This window comes from Streptomyces sp. UC4497, from assembly GCF_054871485.1.
Genome location: NZ_JBTYHB010000002.1, coordinates 91,176 through 107,584, shown reverse-complemented (window position 1 = coordinate 107,584; position 16,409 = coordinate 91,176). Strand labels below are relative to the sequence as shown.

The 16,409-nt window shown below is 71.4% G+C and carries 14 protein-coding genes; 12 read left to right on the top strand and 2 right to left on the bottom strand.

Annotated elements, in window-relative coordinates:
• The 8 genes from ACYSUO_RS03185 to ACYSUO_RS03150 all read left to right on the top strand — a co-directional run bounded on the left by ACYSUO_RS03185 (nt 1) and on the right by ACYSUO_RS03150 (nt 8,596).
• A complete protein-coding gene (locus ACYSUO_RS03185) occupies nt 1-1,107 on the top strand; it encodes a quinone-dependent dihydroorotate dehydrogenase (protein ID WP_461774452.1) in 1,107 nt (368 codons plus the stop codon).
• Nucleotides 1,104-1,949 carry an orotidine-5'-phosphate decarboxylase gene (gene pyrF, locus ACYSUO_RS03180; RefSeq protein ID WP_461774451.1) on the top strand — a complete coding sequence of 282 codons (846 nt, stop codon included), beginning with the start codon at nt 1,104-1,106 and terminating at the stop codon, nt 1,947-1,949. The genes ACYSUO_RS03185 and pyrF overlap by 4 nt, the downstream gene beginning before the upstream one ends.
• A 279-nt stretch (nt 1,950-2,228) precedes the next feature.
• Nucleotides 2,229-2,552: an integration host factor gene (locus ACYSUO_RS03175; RefSeq protein ID WP_026246651.1), complete on the top strand. Its 324-nt coding sequence runs from the start codon at nt 2,229-2,231 to the stop codon at nt 2,550-2,552.
• Between the two features lie 72 nt (nt 2,553-2,624).
• Nucleotides 2,625-3,182: a guanylate kinase gene (gene gmk / locus ACYSUO_RS03170; protein WP_399235355.1), complete on the top strand. Its 558-nt coding sequence runs from the start codon at nt 2,625-2,627 to the stop codon at nt 3,180-3,182.
• A 26-nt stretch (nt 3,183-3,208) separates the two neighbouring features.
• A complete protein-coding gene (gene rpoZ, locus ACYSUO_RS03165; protein ID WP_326014223.1) occupies nt 3,209-3,481 on the top strand; it encodes a DNA-directed RNA polymerase subunit omega in 273 nt (90 codons plus the stop codon).
• 58 nt (nt 3,482-3,539) lie between these two features.
• A complete protein-coding gene (coaBC, locus tag ACYSUO_RS03160; protein WP_461774450.1) occupies nt 3,540-4,811 on the top strand; it encodes a bifunctional phosphopantothenoylcysteine decarboxylase/phosphopantothenate--cysteine ligase CoaBC in 1,272 nt (423 codons plus the stop codon).
• Between the two features lie 291 nt (nt 4,812-5,102).
• Nucleotides 5,103-6,311, top strand: a complete 1,209-nt coding sequence (gene metK, locus ACYSUO_RS03155) for a methionine adenosyltransferase (RefSeq protein ID WP_461774449.1) — start codon at nt 5,103-5,105, stop codon at nt 6,309-6,311.
• A 143-nt stretch (nt 6,312-6,454) separates the two neighbouring features.
• On the top strand, nt 6,455-8,596 hold the full coding sequence (locus ACYSUO_RS03150) for a primosomal protein N' (RefSeq protein WP_461774448.1): 2,142 nt from the start codon (nt 6,455-6,457) through the stop codon (nt 8,594-8,596).
• A gap of 124 nt (nt 8,597-8,720) precedes the next feature.
• Here ACYSUO_RS03150 and ACYSUO_RS03145 read toward each other — a convergent pair whose 3' ends face one another.
• Nucleotides 8,721-9,296 (bottom strand): hypothetical protein, encoded by a 576-nt coding sequence (locus ACYSUO_RS03145; protein WP_461774447.1) that lies wholly within the window; start codon nt 9,294-9,296, stop codon nt 8,721-8,723.
• 283 nt (nt 9,297-9,579) lie between these two features.
• Between ACYSUO_RS03145 and fmt the strand changes: the two genes are divergently transcribed.
• Nucleotides 9,580-10,509 (top strand): methionyl-tRNA formyltransferase, encoded by a 930-nt coding sequence (gene fmt, locus ACYSUO_RS03140; protein WP_461774446.1) that lies wholly within the window; start codon nt 9,580-9,582, stop codon nt 10,507-10,509.
• A gap of 130 nt (nt 10,510-10,639) precedes the next feature.
• Complete coding sequence (locus ACYSUO_RS03135) at nt 10,640-12,070, top strand: RsmB/NOP family class I SAM-dependent RNA methyltransferase (protein ID WP_461774445.1); 1,431 nt, start codon at nt 10,640-10,642, stop codon at nt 12,068-12,070.
• 102 nt (nt 12,071-12,172) lie between these two features.
• Here the strand turns inward: ACYSUO_RS03135 and ACYSUO_RS03130 are convergent, their stop codons facing one another.
• Complete coding sequence (locus ACYSUO_RS03130) at nt 12,173-14,314, bottom strand: MMPL family transporter (RefSeq protein WP_461774444.1); 2,142 nt, start codon at nt 14,312-14,314, stop codon at nt 12,173-12,175.
• A 161-nt stretch (nt 14,315-14,475) separates the two neighbouring features.
• Between ACYSUO_RS03130 and rpe the strand changes: the two genes are divergently transcribed.
• A complete protein-coding gene (gene rpe, locus ACYSUO_RS03125; RefSeq protein ID WP_385763103.1) occupies nt 14,476-15,162 on the top strand; it encodes a ribulose-phosphate 3-epimerase in 687 nt (228 codons plus the stop codon).
• Between the two features lie 222 nt (nt 15,163-15,384).
• On the top strand, nt 15,385-16,368 hold the full coding sequence (locus ACYSUO_RS03120) for a sugar-binding transcriptional regulator (protein WP_461774755.1): 984 nt from the start codon (nt 15,385-15,387) through the stop codon (nt 16,366-16,368).
• Nucleotides 16,369-16,409: the final 41 nt, after the last annotated feature.

Here is a 16,409-nt window from a genome sequence, read left to right as displayed (position 1 = left end):
ATGTACAAGCTGTTCTTCAACCTCGTCTTCAAGCGCATGGACCCCGAGAAGGCCCACTACCTGGCCTTCCGCTGGATCCGTCTCGCGGCCCGCACGCCCGTTCTGCGCACCTTCGTAGCCGCGTATCTCGCGCCGCGCTACAAGGAGCTGCGTACGGAAGCCCTGGGCCTGCGTATGCACGGCCCCTTCGGCCTGGCCGCCGGCTTCGACAAGAACGCCATCGCGATCGACGGCATGTCGATGCTGGGCTTCGACCACGTCGAGATCGGCACCGTGACCGGCGAGGCCCAGCCGGGCAACCCCAAGAAGCGCCTGTTCCGCCTCGTGCAGGACCGCGCGCTCATCAACCGCATGGGCTTCAACAACGAGGGTTCGCTGGCCGTGGCGGCCCGCCTGGCCTCCCGCAACCCGGTCTTCAAGACCACGGTCGGCGTGAACATCGGCAAGACCAAGGTCGTGCCGGAGGCCGAGGCCGCCGCCGACTACGTGAAGTCGACCGAGCGGCTCGCCGCGTTCGCCGACTACCTCGTCGTGAACGTCTCCTCGCCGAACACGCCGGGGCTGCGCAACCTCCAGGCCACCGAGGCGCTGCGGCCGCTGCTCACCGCCGTGCGCGAGGCGGCGGACCGCACCGTGAAGTCGCGCCGCGTCCCGCTCCTCGTGAAGATCGCGCCCGACCTCGCCGACGAGGACGTCGACGCGGTCGCCGACCTGGCCGTGGAGCTCGGCCTCGACGGCATCATCGCCACGAACACGACGATCACCCGCGAGGGCCTCGCCACCAAGGGCGACGTCGTGAACGAGACCGGCGGCCTGTCCGGCGCGCCCCTCAAGGAGCGCTCCCTGGAGGTACTGAGGCGCCTGTACGCGCGCGTGGGCGACGATCTCACCCTCATCGGGGTGGGCGGCATCGAGAACGCCGAGGACGCCTGGCAGCGCATCCTCGCCGGTGCCACGCTCATCCAGGGCTACTCGGCCTTCATCTACGAAGGCCCCTGCTACGCCCGCGCGATCCACAAGGGCCTCGCCGCCCGCCTGAACGACTCCCCGTACGCCACGCTCGCCGACGCGATCGGCGCCGATGTCAGGAAGAAGGCTTCCGCATGACTGTCATGGAGCCCTTCGGCGCGCGCCTGCGCCGCGTCATGGACGAGCGCGGTCCGCTGTGCGTCGGCATCGACCCGCACGCCGCCCTGCTGTCCTCCTGGGGCCTGAACGACGACATCGCGGGCCTGGAGACCTTCACGCGCGCGTGCGTCGAGGCGCTGGCCGACACGGTGGCCGTGGTGAAGCCGCAGATGGCCTTCTTCGAGCGGTTCGGCTCGCGGGGCGTCGCGGTCCTGGAGCGGGCCGTGGCGGACCTGCGCGCCGCCGGGACCCTCGTCGTCATGGACGCCAAGCGCGGCGACATCGGCTCCACCATGGCCGCGTACGCGGAGACCTACCTGCGCAAGGACTCCCCGCTGTTCGTGGACGCCCTGACGGTCTCGCCGTACCTGGGATACGGGTCCCTGAAGCCGGCCGTCGACCTGGCGCGCGAGTCCGGAGCGGGCCTCTTCGTGCTCGCGCTCACCTCGAACCCCGAGGGCGGCGAGGTCCAGCACGCGGTCCGTGCCGACGGGCGCAACGTAGGGGCGACGATGCTCGCGCACCTCGCCGAGGAGAACGCGGGGGAGGACCCCATGGGCTCCTTCGGAGCCGTGGTCGGCGCGACGCTCGGCGATCTGTCCTCCTACGAGCTCGACATCAACGGCCCGCTCCTCGCCCCCGGCATCGGGGCGCAGGGTGCCACGGCGGCCGATCTCCCGTCCGTGTTCGGCTCCGCCGTGCGCAATGTCGTACCGAATGTGAGCCGCGGAGTTCTCAAGGAGGGGCCCTCGGTCGCCGCCCTTCGGGACGCCTCCGTGCGGTTCGCGGACGAGGTGCGCGAGGCCGTCGCGGGGGCCTGACGCGAGATGTTTAGGGGTGGCACTCCGTGCCGACCTTGGGTTTTGCGTCCGAATCCTGTCCTGTTTAGCGGTCGATTTGTCCAGAATGTACGGCTCGACAGAGGCTGACCAGGACTTTTCGTCTGTTCTCGCTGACTCTGGCGGCCATGCCCGCTAGTCTCCGTCGAGAGTCAACGGTCAACTGCACGCCAGCGGGTTGTTCGTTGCTCACCAGGTGTGGGGCGACTAGGTTCCTCACCGGTCCGTATCCGACAGTTCGACATCCGAGGTGACGTAGGCGTGGCTCTTCCGCCCCTTACCCCTGAACAGCGCGCAGCCGCGCTCGAAAAGGCCGCCGCGGCTCGCCGGGAGCGGGCCGAGGTCAAGAATCGACTCAAGCACTCCGGCGCCTCCCTCCACGAGGTCATCAAGCAGGGCCAGGAGAACGACGTCATCGGCAAGATGAAGGTCTCCGCCCTCCTCGAGTCCCTGCCGGGCGTGGGCAAGGTCCGCGCCAAGCAGATCATGGAGCGGCTCGGGATCTCCGAATCCCGCCGGGTGCGCGGTCTCGGTTCCAACCAGATCGCCTCCCTGGAGCGCGAGTTCGGCAGCACCGGAGCCTGAGCGGCCGAGCCCGCCCCGGGGTGATTCCCGGGGCTGGTCCGGGCACTCCGGAACAACTGGAATAATCGCTGCATGAGTGAACGTCCGCGGCTGACCGTGCTCTCCGGCCCCTCGGGGGTCGGCAAGAGCACGGTTGTCGCCCATATGCGCAAGGAACACCCCGAGGTCTGGCTCTCGGTGTCGGCCACGACCCGCAAGCCGCGCCCCGGCGAGCAGCACGGTGTCCAGTATTTCTTCGTCACCGACGAGGAAATGGACAAGCTGATCGCCAACGGTGAGCTCCTCGAGTGGGCCGAGTTCGCGGGGAACCGGTACGGCACCCCGCGCCGGGCCGTGCTCGACCGCCTGGAGGCGGGGGAGCCGGTGCTGCTCGAGATCGACCTCCAGGGTGCTCGCCTGGTCCGGGAATCGATGCCCGAGGCGCAGCTGGTCTTTCTGGCCCCTCCGAGCTGGGAAGAGCTGGTCCGCCGGCTCACCGGGCGCGGTACGGAGGCGCCGGAGGTCATCGAGCGCCGTCTCGGGGCCGCCAAGGTGGAGCTCGCCGCCGAGTCGGAGTTCGACACCACACTTGTCAATACCTCCGTCGAGGGTGTGGCCCGTGAGCTGCTAGCCTTGATGAAAGTTCTTTGATCTTTAACCCCATCGGAAGGCAGAGAGTGTCCTCTACCATCACCGCGCCCGAGGGCATCATCAACCCGCCGATTGATGAGCTCCTCGAGGCCACCGACTCGAAGTACAGCCTGGTCATCTACGCCGCCAAGCGCGCGCGTCAGATCAACGCGTACTACTCGCAGCTCGGTGAGGGCCTGCTCGAGTACGTCGGCCCGCTGGTGGACACGCACGTCCACGAGAAGCCGCTCTCGATCGCTCTTCGTGAGATCAACGCGGGTCTGCTGACGTCCGAGGCCATCGAGGGCCCCGCGCAGTAAAGCTCGTAGATTCGGTACTTCAGGCCCGGCAGCGCAGCTGTCGGGCCTGTGGTGTGTCATGGAGTCGTACGTCTTTTCGTTCGTACGTGTTCGAGTCAGGGGAGAACCGGTGTCGTCGAAGCCGAAGGTCGTTCTGGGGGTCAGCGGCGGAATCGCCGCCTACAAGGCGTGTGAGCTGCTGCGTCGGCTGACGGAGTCCGGCCACGACGTGCGCGTCGTGCCGACCGAATCGGCGCTGCACTTCGTCGGCGCCGCGACCTGGTCGGCACTCTCCGGCAACCCCGTCTCGACGGAGGTCTGGGACTCGGTCCACGAGGTGCCGCACGTGCGCATCGGCCAGCACGCGGACCTCGTGATCGTCGCGCCGGCCACCGCCGACATGCTCGCCAAGGCGGCCCACGGGCTCGCCGACGACCTCCTGACGAATACCCTCCTCACCGCCCGATGTCCGGTCGTGTTCGCCCCCGCGATGCACACCGAGATGTGGGAGCACCCGGCCACCCAGGAGAACGTCGCCACGCTGCGCCGCCGCGGCGCCCTCGTCATCGAGCCGGCCGTCGGCCGCCTCACGGGCGTCGACACCGGCAAGGGCCGCTTCCCCGACCCGACGGAGATCTTCGAGTACGCCCGCCGGGTGCTCGCGCGCGGCGACGCCCCGCAGGACCTCGCCGGCCGCCACGTCGTCGTCAGTGCCGGCGGCACCCGCGAGCCCCTCGACCCGGTCCGCTTCCTCGGCAACCGCTCCTCCGGAAAGCAGGGGTACGCGCTCGCCCGCACGGCCGCGGCGCGCGGCGCCCGCGTCACGCTGCTCTCGGCGAACGCGGACCTGCCGGATCCGGCGGGCGTCGACGTCATCCATGTAGGAACGGCCGTTCAGCTGCGCGAGGCGGCCCTCAAGGCGGCCGCCGACGCCGACGCGGTCGTCATGGCCGCGGCCGTCGCCGACTTCCGCCCCGAGGCGTACGCCACCGGGAAGATCAAGAAGAAGGACGGCGAGGAGCCTGCGCCGATCGTCCTCGTGCGCAACCCGGACATCCTCGCCGAGCTGTCCGCCGACCGGGCCCGACCGGGACAGATCGTCGTCGGCTTCGCCGCGGAGACCGACGACGTCCTCGCGAACGGCCGCGCCAAGCTCGCCCGCAAGGGCTGTGACCTGCTCGTCGTCAACGAGGTGGGGGAGCGCAAGACCTTCGGCTCCGAGGAGAACGAGGCCGTGATCCTGGGCGCCGACGGGCACGAGACGCCGGTCCCCCACGGCCCGAAGGAAGCGCTCGCCGACCGCATCTGGGACGAGGCGGCGCGCCGCTTCGCGCCTGCGACGGACGGCTGAATCTTTGTGTAACACGCGCGGAACCGCACCGGTGCGTGAAATTCACATCCGGCACTTCTGACGCATGGAAAGCCCGAAAACACGCCAATTTCGGGCGAGCAGTACCCTTCCGAAGACCGATCGTCGTATCGCAGAATGCGGTGTCGCAGGTCACAGCACTCCCAGTGGGCGAGACACGTGACCCGGCGGCCGAGTACGACCGATAAACTGTTCCCGGACGGTGCCGGGCGCAGCCCCCCGCACCAACCGTCAAATGATCAGCCAGCAGCCGCTGCAACCACAGGGAGCGTTGTGTCCCGTCGCCTGTTCACCTCGGAGTCCGTGACCGAGGGTCACCCCGACAAGATCGCTGACCAGATCAGCGACACCATTCTCGATGCGCTGCTCCGCGAGGACCCCTCGTCCCGCGTCGCCGTCGAGACGCTGATCACCACTGGCCTCGTGCACGTCGCCGGCGAGGTGACCACCAAGGCTTACGCGCCGATCGCGCAGCTCGTGCGCGACAAGATCCTCGAGATCGGCTACGACTCGTCGAAGAAGGGCTTCGACGGCGCGTCCTGCGGCGTCTCGGTCTCCATCGGCTCGCAGTCGCCCGACATCGCGCAGGGTGTCGACACGGCGTACGAGAAGCGTGTCGAGGGCGATGAGGACGAGCTCGACAAGCAGGGCGCGGGCGACCAGGGCCTGATGTTCGGCTACGCGTGCGACGAGACGCCGGAGCTCATGCCGCTCCCGATCCACCTCGCGCACCGCCTCTCGCGCCGCCTCTCCGAGGTGCGCAAGAACGGGACGATCCCCTACCTGCGCCCCGACGGCAAGACCCAGGTCACCATCGAGTACGACGGCGACAAGGCGGTCCGTCTGGACACGGTCGTGGTCTCCTCGCAGCACGCGAGCGACATCGACCTGGACTCGCTGCTCGCCCCCGACATCCGCGAGTTCGTGGTGGAGCCGGAGCTGAAGGCGCTGCTCGACGACGGCATCAAGCTGGAGACCGAGAACTACCGCCTGCTGGTCAACCCGACCGGACGCTTCGAGATCGGCGGCCCGATGGGCGACGCCGGTCTGACCGGCCGCAAGATCATCATCGACACCTACGGCGGCTACGCCCGTCACGGTGGCGGCGCCTTCTCCGGCAAGGACCCGTCCAAGGTCGACCGCTCGGCCGCGTACGCGATGCGCTGGGTCGCCAAGAACGTGGTGGCCTCGGGTCTCGCCTCGCGCTGCGAGGTCCAGGTCGCGTACGCGATCGGCAAGGCCGAGCCGGTCGGTCTCTTCGTGGAGACCTTCGGTACGGCGACGATCGACACGGACAAGATCGAGGCCGCGATCTCCGAGGTCTTCGACCTCCGCCCGGCCGCGATCATCCGCGACCTCGACCTGCTGCGTCCGATCTACTCCCAGACGGCCGCGTACGGCCACTTCGGGCGCGCGCTGCCCGACTTCACGTGGGAGAAGACCGACCGCGTCGACGCGCTGCGCAAGGCCGCGGGTCTGTAGGCCCTGAGCCAGTGACCGGTGGGCCTTGAGCCACTGATCGGTCCGTGGGGCCCGGTTCTCCTTCGGGAGGGCCGGGCCCTTCGGCGTTTCCGGGCCGCTCCGGGGCCGCCCCGGTGTCAGTCCCCTCTGGTAGGAATGCACGTGTGAGCAGCGAGAACGACAGGGGCGACGAGGGCGGGGAGCCGGAGCAGCTTGCGTTGATCCGGGAGAGCGTGCGGGCTGCCAAAGTGCCGAAGGCGAAGCCGCGGACGTGGCGGGGGGCGCCGTTGGCCGAGGAGTTGCCGGTGGCGCGGGTGCTCGTGGACAAGGGGGTGCTGCATCTCGACCGGTACTTCGAGTACGCGGTGCCGAAGGACCTGGACGCCGCCGCGCAGCCGGGTGTGCGGGTCCGGGTGCGGTTCGGGGCGGGGAACCGGAATGTGCGCGACGGGCGGCGTGAGGGGGGTGGGCTGATTGACGGGTTTCTGGTCGAGCGGGTGGCCGAGGCCGAATACCAGGGCCCGCTGGCCGCGCTCGCGCAGGTCGTGTCGCCCGAGCCCGTGCTCGACGCGGAGCTGCTCGGACTGACCCGGGCCGTCGCCGACCGGTATGCGGGGAGCCTCGCCGATGTGCTGCAGCTCGCGATCCCGCCGCGCCATGCCAAGGCCGAGGCCCGGGAGTTCGCTGCTCCGCCCGCGCCCCCGGCGGCTCCGGAGGCGGGTTCCTGGGCGCGGTACGAGCGCGGCGCCGACTTCCTGGCCTCGCTGTCCGCGGGCGGCGCGCCGCGCGCCGTGTGGACCGCGCTGCCCGGGCCCGAGTGGGCCGACGAGATCGCTCGGGCCGTGCGGGCGACGCTCGCCTCGGGACGGGGGGCCCTCGTCGTCGTGCCGACCGTGCGGCTCGCGGCGCGAGTCGATGCCGCGCTGCGGGAGGAGTTGGGGGAGGGGCAGCATGCCCTGCTGACGGCCGACGCCGGGCAGCAGCGGCGGTATTCCGAGTGGCTCGCCGTGCGGCGGGGGGCCGTGCGGGCCGTCGTCGGGACGCGGGCGGCCATGTTCGCCCCCGTACGGGATCTGGGACTTGTCGTCGTGTGGGAGGACGGGGACCAGCACCACAGCGACGATCACGCGCCTTTCCCGCATGTGCGGGAGGTCCTGGAACTGCGGGCCACGCGCGACAAGTGCGCGTTCCTGCTGGGGAGTTGGAGCTGCACGGTCGAGGCCGCCCAGCTGGTGCGCAGTGGCTGGGCCGCCGCCGTGAGCGCGCCGCGGGACGTCGTACGACGGGTCGCTCCGCTCGTACGCACCGTGGGGGACCGGGACGTCGCGCGCGACGAGGCGGCGCGGGCCGCCCGGTTGCCGAGCCTCGCGTGGGAGGTGGCGCGGACCGCGTTGCGCGACGGGCCCGTGCTGGTGCAGGTGCCGAGGCGGGGATACGTGCCGCGGCTCGCGTGTCAGCGGTGTCGTGAGCCTGCCCGGTGCCGGCAGTGCGCCGGGCCGTTGGAGGCGCGGGAGGCGACCGGGGTGCTCGCGTGCGGGTGGTGCGGGCGCGAGGAAGGGCGCTGGCAGTGCGCCGAGTGCGGGGGTACGCGGTTGCGGGCGCAGGTCGTCGGGGCGCGGCGCACCGCCGAGGAGTTGGGGCGGGCTTTCTCCACCGTGCCGGTGCGGACGTCGGGACGTGAGCAGGTGCTCGACACGGTTCCGGGGACGCCCGCGCTCGTCGTGAGTACGCCGGGGGCCGAGCCGGTTGCCGAGGGCGGGTACGCGGCGGCGCTGCTGCTCGACGGGTGGGCGATGCTGGGGCGGGCCGACCTGAGGGCGGGGGAGGAGGCGCTGCGGCGGTGGATCGCGGCGTCCGCGCTGGTGCGGCCGCAGGAGGTGGGCGGCGCCGTGGTCGTGGTCGCCGAGCCCACGTTGCGGCCCGTGCAGGCGCTGGTGCGGTGGGACCCCGCGGGGCACGCGGTGCGGGAGCTCGCGGATCGGGCCGAGCTCGGATTTCCGCCCGTGTCCCGGATGGCGGCGGTCACGGGGACGGCGGAGGCGGTCGCCGGATTCATGGGGGCCGTGGAACTTCCGGGAGACGCCGAGGTGTTGGGGCCCGTGCCGGTGCCCGAGGCGATACCGGGTGGCGGGCGGCGGGGCGGAGGGCCGCCGGCCGGGGAGCAGTGGGAGCGGGTGCTGGTGCGGGTGCCGCCGGGCAGTGGCTCCGTGCTTGCGCGTGCCCTGAAGCAGGCGCAGGCGGCGCGGATGGCGCGGGGGGCGGGCGAGCCCGTACGGGTCAGGGTGGATCCGCTCGACATCGGGTGAGCGGCGCGGCGCTCGGCGCCCGTGCGCTCCCGTCGCGCGGCACGACCGAAGTCGCGGTCACATGCCGCTGCCTCCCAGTACGCGACCTGGCGTACGGGGAGGCAGCGGCATGTGGCGCCGCGGCTCAGCCGTGGCGCGGGCCGGGGAAGGCGCTGGGGCGCGTCTCGTCCCGCAGGCCCGTGGTGCTCGCGGTCGGCTGGGTGGGCAGCGCGCGGGCGGCGGGAACCGCCGACAGCGGGCCCGCTCCCATCGGCACGGCGGGACGCGTGGCCCCCGCCGGGGACGGCACGGTGGGCGTCGGCGACGCCGGGACCTCCGCTCCGCGCTCGGCCTCGGCCGCCGCCTGGGTGGCCGCCCTGCGCGCCCCGTACCTGCGGTGGACCGCCTGCTTGGTGACGCCGAGCGCGGAGCCCACCGCGTCCCAGGAGAAGCCCAGCGAACGGTCGAAGTCCACGGCCGCGGTGACCAACGTCTCGACGCTGTCGCGCAGTTCCTGGGCGAGACGGACGGTGGGGGCGGGCGCCCTCCCGTAGACGACGAACCCCGCGGAGGGGCCTGAGCGGCGCGGGCGGTAGACGTTGCCCAGCTGTGCGGTGAGGGTGCGCAGTGCGTCCACCTGACGGCGGACCCGCTCGATGTCGCGCACAAGAAGATGCAGGCTGGCCCGTGCCTGGGCGTCGTGGGTTGCGTGGTCGGCCATGAACAAGCCTCTCGAACCGGCGATAAAAAAAGGATCGGGCCACGCTCGCGTCACACGACACCGACGAAGCCAGGTGAACGATGACGGATGACCGATTGCGGCCCATTGACTGGTCAACTCTTTCTTGACCAACGCGCCATCCGGTGAGGGGTCACGCTGTTCGGGCGCATCCGCATATGCGAGGGGCGCACGTCACGGCGTGCGCCCCGTGCGCGCCCGCCACGCGGCGCCCATAGACTGGTGCGCTGCCCGTGACCCTGCCCCGAGAGGCTGTACGCCAACGATGAAGCTCGTCTTCGCAGGCACCCCCGAGGTCGCCGTTCCCGCCCTGGACGCCCTGATCGCCTCCGACCGGCATGAGGTCGCCGCGGTCGTCACCCGGCCCGACGCACCGGCGGGGCGCGGCCGTCGACTGGTCGCGAGCCCGGTCGCCGAGCGGGCCGAGGAGGCCGGCATCGAGGTGCTCAAGCCGGCCAAGCCGCGCGACGAGGAGTTTCTGGCGAGGCTGCGGGAGATCGCTCCCGACTGCTGCCCGGTCGTCGCGTACGGGGCGCTGCTCCCGAAGATCGCGCTGGACGTGCCCGCCCACGGCTGGGTCAATCTGCACTTCTCGCTGCTGCCCGCGTGGCGGGGCGCCGCGCCCGTGCAGCACGCGGTGATGGCGGGTGACGAGATCACCGGCGCGTCCACGTTCCTCATCGAGGAGGGGCTCGACTCCGGGCCCGTGTACGGGACGGTGACCGAGGCGGTCCGTGCCACCGACACCAGCGGCGACCTGCTGACCCGGCTCGCGTTCGCGGGCGCCGGGCTGCTCTCCGCGACGATGGACGGGATCGAGGACGGCACGATCGAGGCCGTGCCGCAGCCCGCCGACGGCGTCACCCTCGCGCCGAAGATCACCGTGGAGGACGCCCGTATCGACTGGAGCGCGCCGGCCCTGCGGGTCGACCGGGTCGTCCGTGGCTGCACGCCCGCGCCGGGTGCCTGGACCGAGTTCCGCGGCGAGCGGCTCAAGGTGCGCACGGCCGTCCTGGCGCCCGACCGGACCGACCTGGCGCCGGGCGAGATCAGCGCCGGCAAGAAGAACCTCTACGTAGGCACCGGTTCGCACGCCGTCGAGCTGCTCTGGGTGCAGGCGCAGGGCAAGAAGCCGATGGCCGCGGCGGACTGGGCGCGGGGCACCCGGATCGCCGAGGGCGAGACCCTGGGCTGACGCCGGGGCGGGGGCCCGGGCCGGACGGGCCCACGAGGACCGCTGTCGGCGCCGGGTCGTACCCTGGGAGGGTTCATCCCGGCGTACGACCCGTGCGTAGCGCCCGTACGATCCCAGCAGCGGAGCACCTTTGAGCGACCAGCCCGGCCGGCCCCCTCGTAAGCCCGGCAAGCCCCACCGTCGTCCCAAGAAGGACCCCGTGCGCATCCTCGCCTTCGAGGCGTTGCGCGCGGTGGACGAGCGGGACGCGTACGCGAACCTCGTGCTGCCGCCGCTGCTGCGCAAGGCCCGCGAGAAGGGCGACTTCGACGGGCGCGACGCCGCGCTCGCGACCGAGCTCGTGTACGGGACGCTGCGCAGGCAGGGGACGTACGACGCGATCGTGGCGGCCTGTATCGACCGGCCGCTGCGCGAGGTCGATCCGCCGGTTCTGGACGTCTTGAACCTCGGCGTGCATCAGCTGCTCGGGACCCGGATCCCGACGCACGCCGCCGTGTCCGCGTCGGTCGAGCTGGCGCGCGTCGTGCTCGGTGACGGGCGGGCCAAGTTCGTCAACGCCGTGCTGCGGAAGGTCTCGCAGCACGATCTCGACGCGTGGGTCGAGCGGGTCGCGCCGCCGTACGACGAGGACCCCGACGACCATCTGGCCGTGGTGCATTCGCACCCGCGATGGGTCGTCTCCGCCTTGTGGGACTCGCTGGGCGGCGGCCGTGCCGGGATCGAGGACCTGCTGGAGGCCGACAACGAGCGGCCCGAGGTCACGCTCGTGGCGCGCCCTGGGCGGACCACGGCCGAGGCCGTACTCGCCGAGGTGGGCGAGGAGTCGGCGCTTCCGGGACGCTGGTCGCCGTATGCCGTGCGGCTCGCCGAGGGTGGCGAACCCGGCTCGTTCGACATCGTGAAGTCGGGGCGGGCCGGTGTGCAGGACGAGGGCAGCCAGCTGGTGGCTCTTGCGCTTGCGAACGCTCCGGTCGAGGGCCGTGACGAGAAGTGGCTCGACGGTTGCGCGGGCCCCGGCGGCAAGGCGGCCATGCTCGCCGGGCTCGCCGCCGAGCGCGGCGCGACGCTGCTCGCGTCGGAGAAGCAGCCGCACCGGGCCGGGCTCGTCGCGAAGGCGCTGGCCGGGAACCCGGGGCCGTACCAGGTGATCGCCGCGGACGGGACGCGGCCGCCGTGGGGGCCCGGGACGTTCGACCGGATCCTGATGGACGTGCCCTGCACCGGACTTGGCGCGCTGCGGCGGCGCCCGGAGGCGCGGTGGCGGCGGCGGCCCGAGGACCTGGAGGGGTTCGCTCCGCTGCAGCGGGGGTTGCTGCGCAAGGCGCTCGAGTCCGTGCGGGTGGGGGGTGTCGTGGGGTACGCGACGTGCTCGCCGCATCTCGCGGAGACGCGGGCGGTCGTCGAGGACGTGTTGAAGGGGGTCGGCGGGGCCGAACTCATTGATGCGCGGCCTCTGTTGGAAGGTGTGCCGGGGCTCGGGGAAGGGCCGGATGTGCAGCTCTGGCCGCATCTGCATGGGACCGATGCGATGTATTTGGCGTTGATTCGGCGTATCGCGTAGGTCTTGTTGCGGTCGTGCGGGGCTGGGGTCGCGGGGCTCTGCCCCGGGCCCCGCTGCTCAATCGCCGCAGGGGCTTGATGTGGTCACCTTGCGCTGATGTGCTCACTTCGCTTCTGGAGGAGTGTGCGTTTTTGCCAGCTTGTTGGGCCACCAGACCTTTGGGCCCACGTCCAGGAACAGGGCTGTCACCAGGACGGACCTGACGACGAACGTGTCCAGGAGGACGCCGATCGCCACCGCGAAGCCGATTTCGGCGAAGGCGACCATGGGGAGCGTGCCGAGGGCCGCGAAGGTGCCCGCGAGGACCAGGCCCGCCGACGTGATCACCGCGCCGGTCGCGGCCAGGCCCGTGACGACGCCGGGGCGTGTGCCCTGGCGCGCGGCCTCCTCACGGATGCGGGTCGTGAGGAAGATGTTGTAGTCGATGCCGAGCGCCACCAGGAACACGAAGACGAAGAGCGGGAAGTCCGTCGATTCGCCCGCGTAGTCGAAGAGGTGGCGGAAGGCGAGCGCGCTGATGCCGAGGGCCGCCGCGAAGGACAGGACGACCGTCCCGATCAGCAACAGGGGTGCCACCAGGGCCCGTAGCAGCAGGCACAGGATCAGCAGGACGACCACCAGGACGAGTGGGATCACCAGCTTGTTGTCGTGCGCCGTCGCCCGGTCCATGTCGAGCAGCGCCGCCGTGCCGCCGCCCACCTTGGCGTCCGCCCCGTCCACCGCGTGCACCGCTTCGCGCACCCGGTCCACCGTGTCCTTGGCGGCCTGGCTGTCGGCGGGCGCGGTCGTCGTCGCCTCGAACAGGACTTGGCCGTCGGCCGCGCGTTTCGTGTTCGGGGGTACGCCGATGCTGCCGCGTACGACGCCGTCCGTCGCGGCGACGGCGCGGCGCACCTCCAGGCCCTGCCCCTGGTTCGCGACGATGACGAGCGGGTCGCCGGCGCCCGCGGGGAAGTACTCCGCCGAGACTTCCTGGCCCACGATCGAGTCGGGTTTGTCGGTGAACGAGTCGGCGTTGCTGATGCCCTCCGCCTTGAGTTGGATCAGGCCGAGGGAGAGCAGCGCGAGTGCCGCGGCGGTCGCGATCCAGATCAGGCGCGGGCGGCGCGCGATCCGCTGTCCGGTGCGCGCCCACACGCCGCGCTCGGTGGGTTCCGCGCTGCCCATGTGCGGGATCAGCGGCCAGAAGATCCAGCGGCCGAAGATCACGAGCAGGGCGGGGAACAGGGTCAGCATCGCGAGCAGGGCGACGGCGACCCCGATCGCGGCGACCGGGCCGAGCCCCCGCGTCGAGTTCATCTCGGCAGTGAGCAGCATCAGCATGCTGAGCACCACGGTCGCGCCGGAGGCCAGGACCGCCGGGCCCGCCCGGTGCAGGGCGAGCGCCATCGCCTCGTGCCGGTCCTCATGGCGGCGCAGCTCTTCCCTGTATCGGGCGACGAGCAGCAGCGCGTAGTCCGTCCCCGCGCCGAACACGAGGACGGTGAGGATGCCCGCGCTCTGCCCGTTCACGGTGAGCCCCGCGTTCTCCGCGAGGAGATAGATCAGCGCCTGCGCGGTGAAGAGCGCCGCCACCACGCTCAGTACCGGTACGAGCAGCAGGGACGGGCTGCGGTACGTGAACAGCAGGATGACGATGACGATGCCGAGCGCCGAGAGCAGCAGCGTCGAGTCGATGCCCGAGAAGGCCTCGGAGAAGTCCGCCGACGTGCCGCCGGGACCCGTGATGTGGATCTTCAGGTCGCCCACGGACGTGCTGGTCGCGTCGCGGATGGAGTCAACGGCGGGGGTGATCCGCTCGAAGCCCGTGGCGTCCATCGTGACCGGGACGTAGACCTGGGCCGCCGACGGGCCGGGCCGCTTGTCGAAGACGGGGCCGCGGGTCTCCGTGCCCCGTACCCCGTGCGCGCTCAGTTGCTTGATCTGGGCGACGTCCTTGGCGATCCGGGCGCGGTCCGCGACGGTGAGCCCGCCCTCGCGCGCGTAGATCACCACGGCGGGGATGGTCTCCGGCCTGAAGTCCTTGGAGATGTCGAGGACTTGGGTGGACTCGGCGGAGCCCGGCAGCCAGGACTGCGCGTCGTTGTCCTGTGCGTCGGTGAGTTTCTGGGCGAGCGGCGCGGTGCCGACGATGATCACCAGCCACAGAAGCAGCATCAGCCACTTGCTGCGCCGCCCGCACACCAGCCACGCGACACCACGGCGCCCGGGCGCCGTGCTCACCGTGCTCCGTACGTCCGCCATGGCGTCCCCCGCTGCGTCGTGCGCGGTACTCCCGGGGACCGATCGCCGGCCCCCGCTGCGAGCCGCCCAGAATGGCACGGGCGGGCACGGCTCGGTATCGGTCTGGGGGCTTGGTCCGGACCGAGGCGGGCAACCGGCGCCGGGCATGGCACGCTTGGGTCATGGCCGTGCAGATCAACCCCAGCATCCTGTCCGCGGACTTCGCCCGCCTTGCCGACGAGGCAAAGGCCGCCGAAGGCGCCGATTGGCTCCATGTCGACGTCATGGACAACCACTTCGTCCCGAACCTGACCCTCGGGGTTCCGGTCGTAGAGTCGCTGGCGCGGGCGACGGACACCCCGCTGGACTGCCATCTGATGATCGAGGACCCCGATCGCTGGGCCCCTCAGTACGTCGAAGCGGGTGCCGGGTCCGTCACCTTCCACGCGGAGGCGGCCGCCGCCCCCGTCCGGCTCGCGCGTGAGATCCGCGCCAAGGGCGCCCGCGCCTCGATGGCTCTGAAGCCGGCGACGCCGATCGAGCCGTACGAGGATCTGCTCCCCGAGCTCGACATGCTGCTGATCATGACGGTTGAGCCGGGATTCGGCGGGCAGGCGTTCCTGGACATCATGCTGCCCAAGATCCGCCGCACCCGTGAGCTGATCGGGAAGCACGGTCTGGAGCTGTGGCTGCAGGTCGACGGCGGAGTGTCCGCCGCGACGATCGAGCGGTGCGCCGAGGCGGGCGCCGACGTCTTCGTAGCCGGTTCGGCCGTCTACGGGGCGAAGGACCCGGCGGAGGCGGTACGTGCACTGCGCACCCAGGCGGAAGGCGCTACAGCGTCCGCGGCCTGGGCGTGCGACCACTGAGCCACCGGTACGTGAACGGCGTCCATCGGGGCTGATCAACCGCGTCGGATCTGCAAGGATGAACGGCGTATCCAGGTTGTGAACAGCAGGCGGTTCCTGAGCTGGTTCGTGAGCCGATTCGTGAGCAGCAGTCGATCTCATGACTTAAGAGAAGTTTCGTGACGTAAGAGAAGTGAGGAGAACGCCGTGTCCGCATCATCGGCGGGACGGGCGGCCCTGCGGATGGGACCCGCGGAGCTGGTGCAGGCGGCGGCCATGGCCCGTCGCTTCTACCTCGAGGGCAAGTCCAAGATCCAGATCGCCGAGGAGTTCGGCGTGAGCCGCTTCAAGGTGGCACGGGTCCTCGAGACCGCCCTCGAGCGGGATCTCGTACGCATCGAGATCCGAGTCCCTGCCGAGCTGGACGCCGAGCGCTCCGACGCGCTGCGGGCCCGTTACGGCCTGCGCCACGCGGTCGTCGTCGAGTCGCCCGCGGAGATCGACGAGTCGCCCGACCCGGAGAACCTCGGGGAGGTCGCCGCCGATCTGCTCGGCGAGCTGGTCACCGAGGGCGATGTGCTCGGCCTCGCGTGGGGCCGCTCCACCATCCACATGGCGGCCGCCCTCGACCGGCTTCCGCCGTGCACCGTGGTGCAGTTGACGGGCGTGTACGACGCGGGGACCGCGGAGCGCGGCTCCGTGGAGGCCGTGCGGCGTGCGGCGCAGGTGTCGGGTGGCGACGCGCACCCGATCTACGCGCCGATGCTGCTGCCGGACGCGGCGACGGCGGGGGCGCTGCGCAACCAGACGGGGATCGCCCGCGCCTTCGAGTACTTCGACAAGGTCACCGTCGCGTGCGTGTCCATCGGCTCCTGGGAGCCGGGCATCTCGACCGTGCACGACATGCTGAGCGACGAGGAGCGCGCGCACTATGCGTCCCTGGGGGTCGCGGCGGAGATGTCTGCGCACCTGTTCGACGCGCAGGGGCGGCGGGTCGGGCGTGACCTCGGGGAGCGGTGCATCACCGTCGAGGCGGATCGCCTCCGGCGGATACCGGAAGTCGTCGCGATCGCGGGTGGCCAGCGGAAGGCTGCCGCCATTGATGCGGTGTTGCGGTCGGGGCTTGTGACCAGTCTGGTCACGGACACGGCTGCGGCTGATTTCTTGCTGGCGGCCGGGTCTGCACCTAAGCCGGCGTTGCAGCGGGCCGATCCGGATGGTGTGTGAGGCCGGAGGCGGGGTTGGCGTCGCGGGGCTCTGCCCCGGGC

Coding starts and splice junctions, on each gene's coding strand:
- ACYSUO_RS03130 (WP_461774444.1), bottom strand. CDS start 14,314: ATGGCGGACGTACGGAGCACGGTGAGCACGGCGCCCGGGCGCCGTGGT.
- ACYSUO_RS03120 (WP_461774755.1), top strand. CDS start 15,385: ATGGGACCCGCGGAGCTGGTGCAGGCGGCGGCCATGGCCCGTCGCTTC.
- coaBC (WP_461774450.1), top strand. CDS start 3,540: ATGGAGTCGTACGTCTTTTCGTTCGTACGTGTTCGAGTCAGGGGAGAA.
- ACYSUO_RS03185 (WP_461774452.1), top strand. CDS start 1: ATGTACAAGCTGTTCTTCAACCTCGTCTTCAAGCGCATGGACCCCGAG.
- pyrF (WP_461774451.1), top strand. CDS start 1,104: ATGACTGTCATGGAGCCCTTCGGCGCGCGCCTGCGCCGCGTCATGGAC.
- fmt (WP_461774446.1), top strand. CDS start 9,580: ATGAAGCTCGTCTTCGCAGGCACCCCCGAGGTCGCCGTTCCCGCCCTG.
- rpe (WP_385763103.1), top strand. CDS start 14,476: ATGGCCGTGCAGATCAACCCCAGCATCCTGTCCGCGGACTTCGCCCGC.
- gmk (WP_399235355.1), top strand. CDS start 2,625: ATGAGTGAACGTCCGCGGCTGACCGTGCTCTCCGGCCCCTCGGGGGTC.
- ACYSUO_RS03145 (WP_461774447.1), bottom strand. CDS start 9,296: ATGGCCGACCACGCAACCCACGACGCCCAGGCACGGGCCAGCCTGCAT.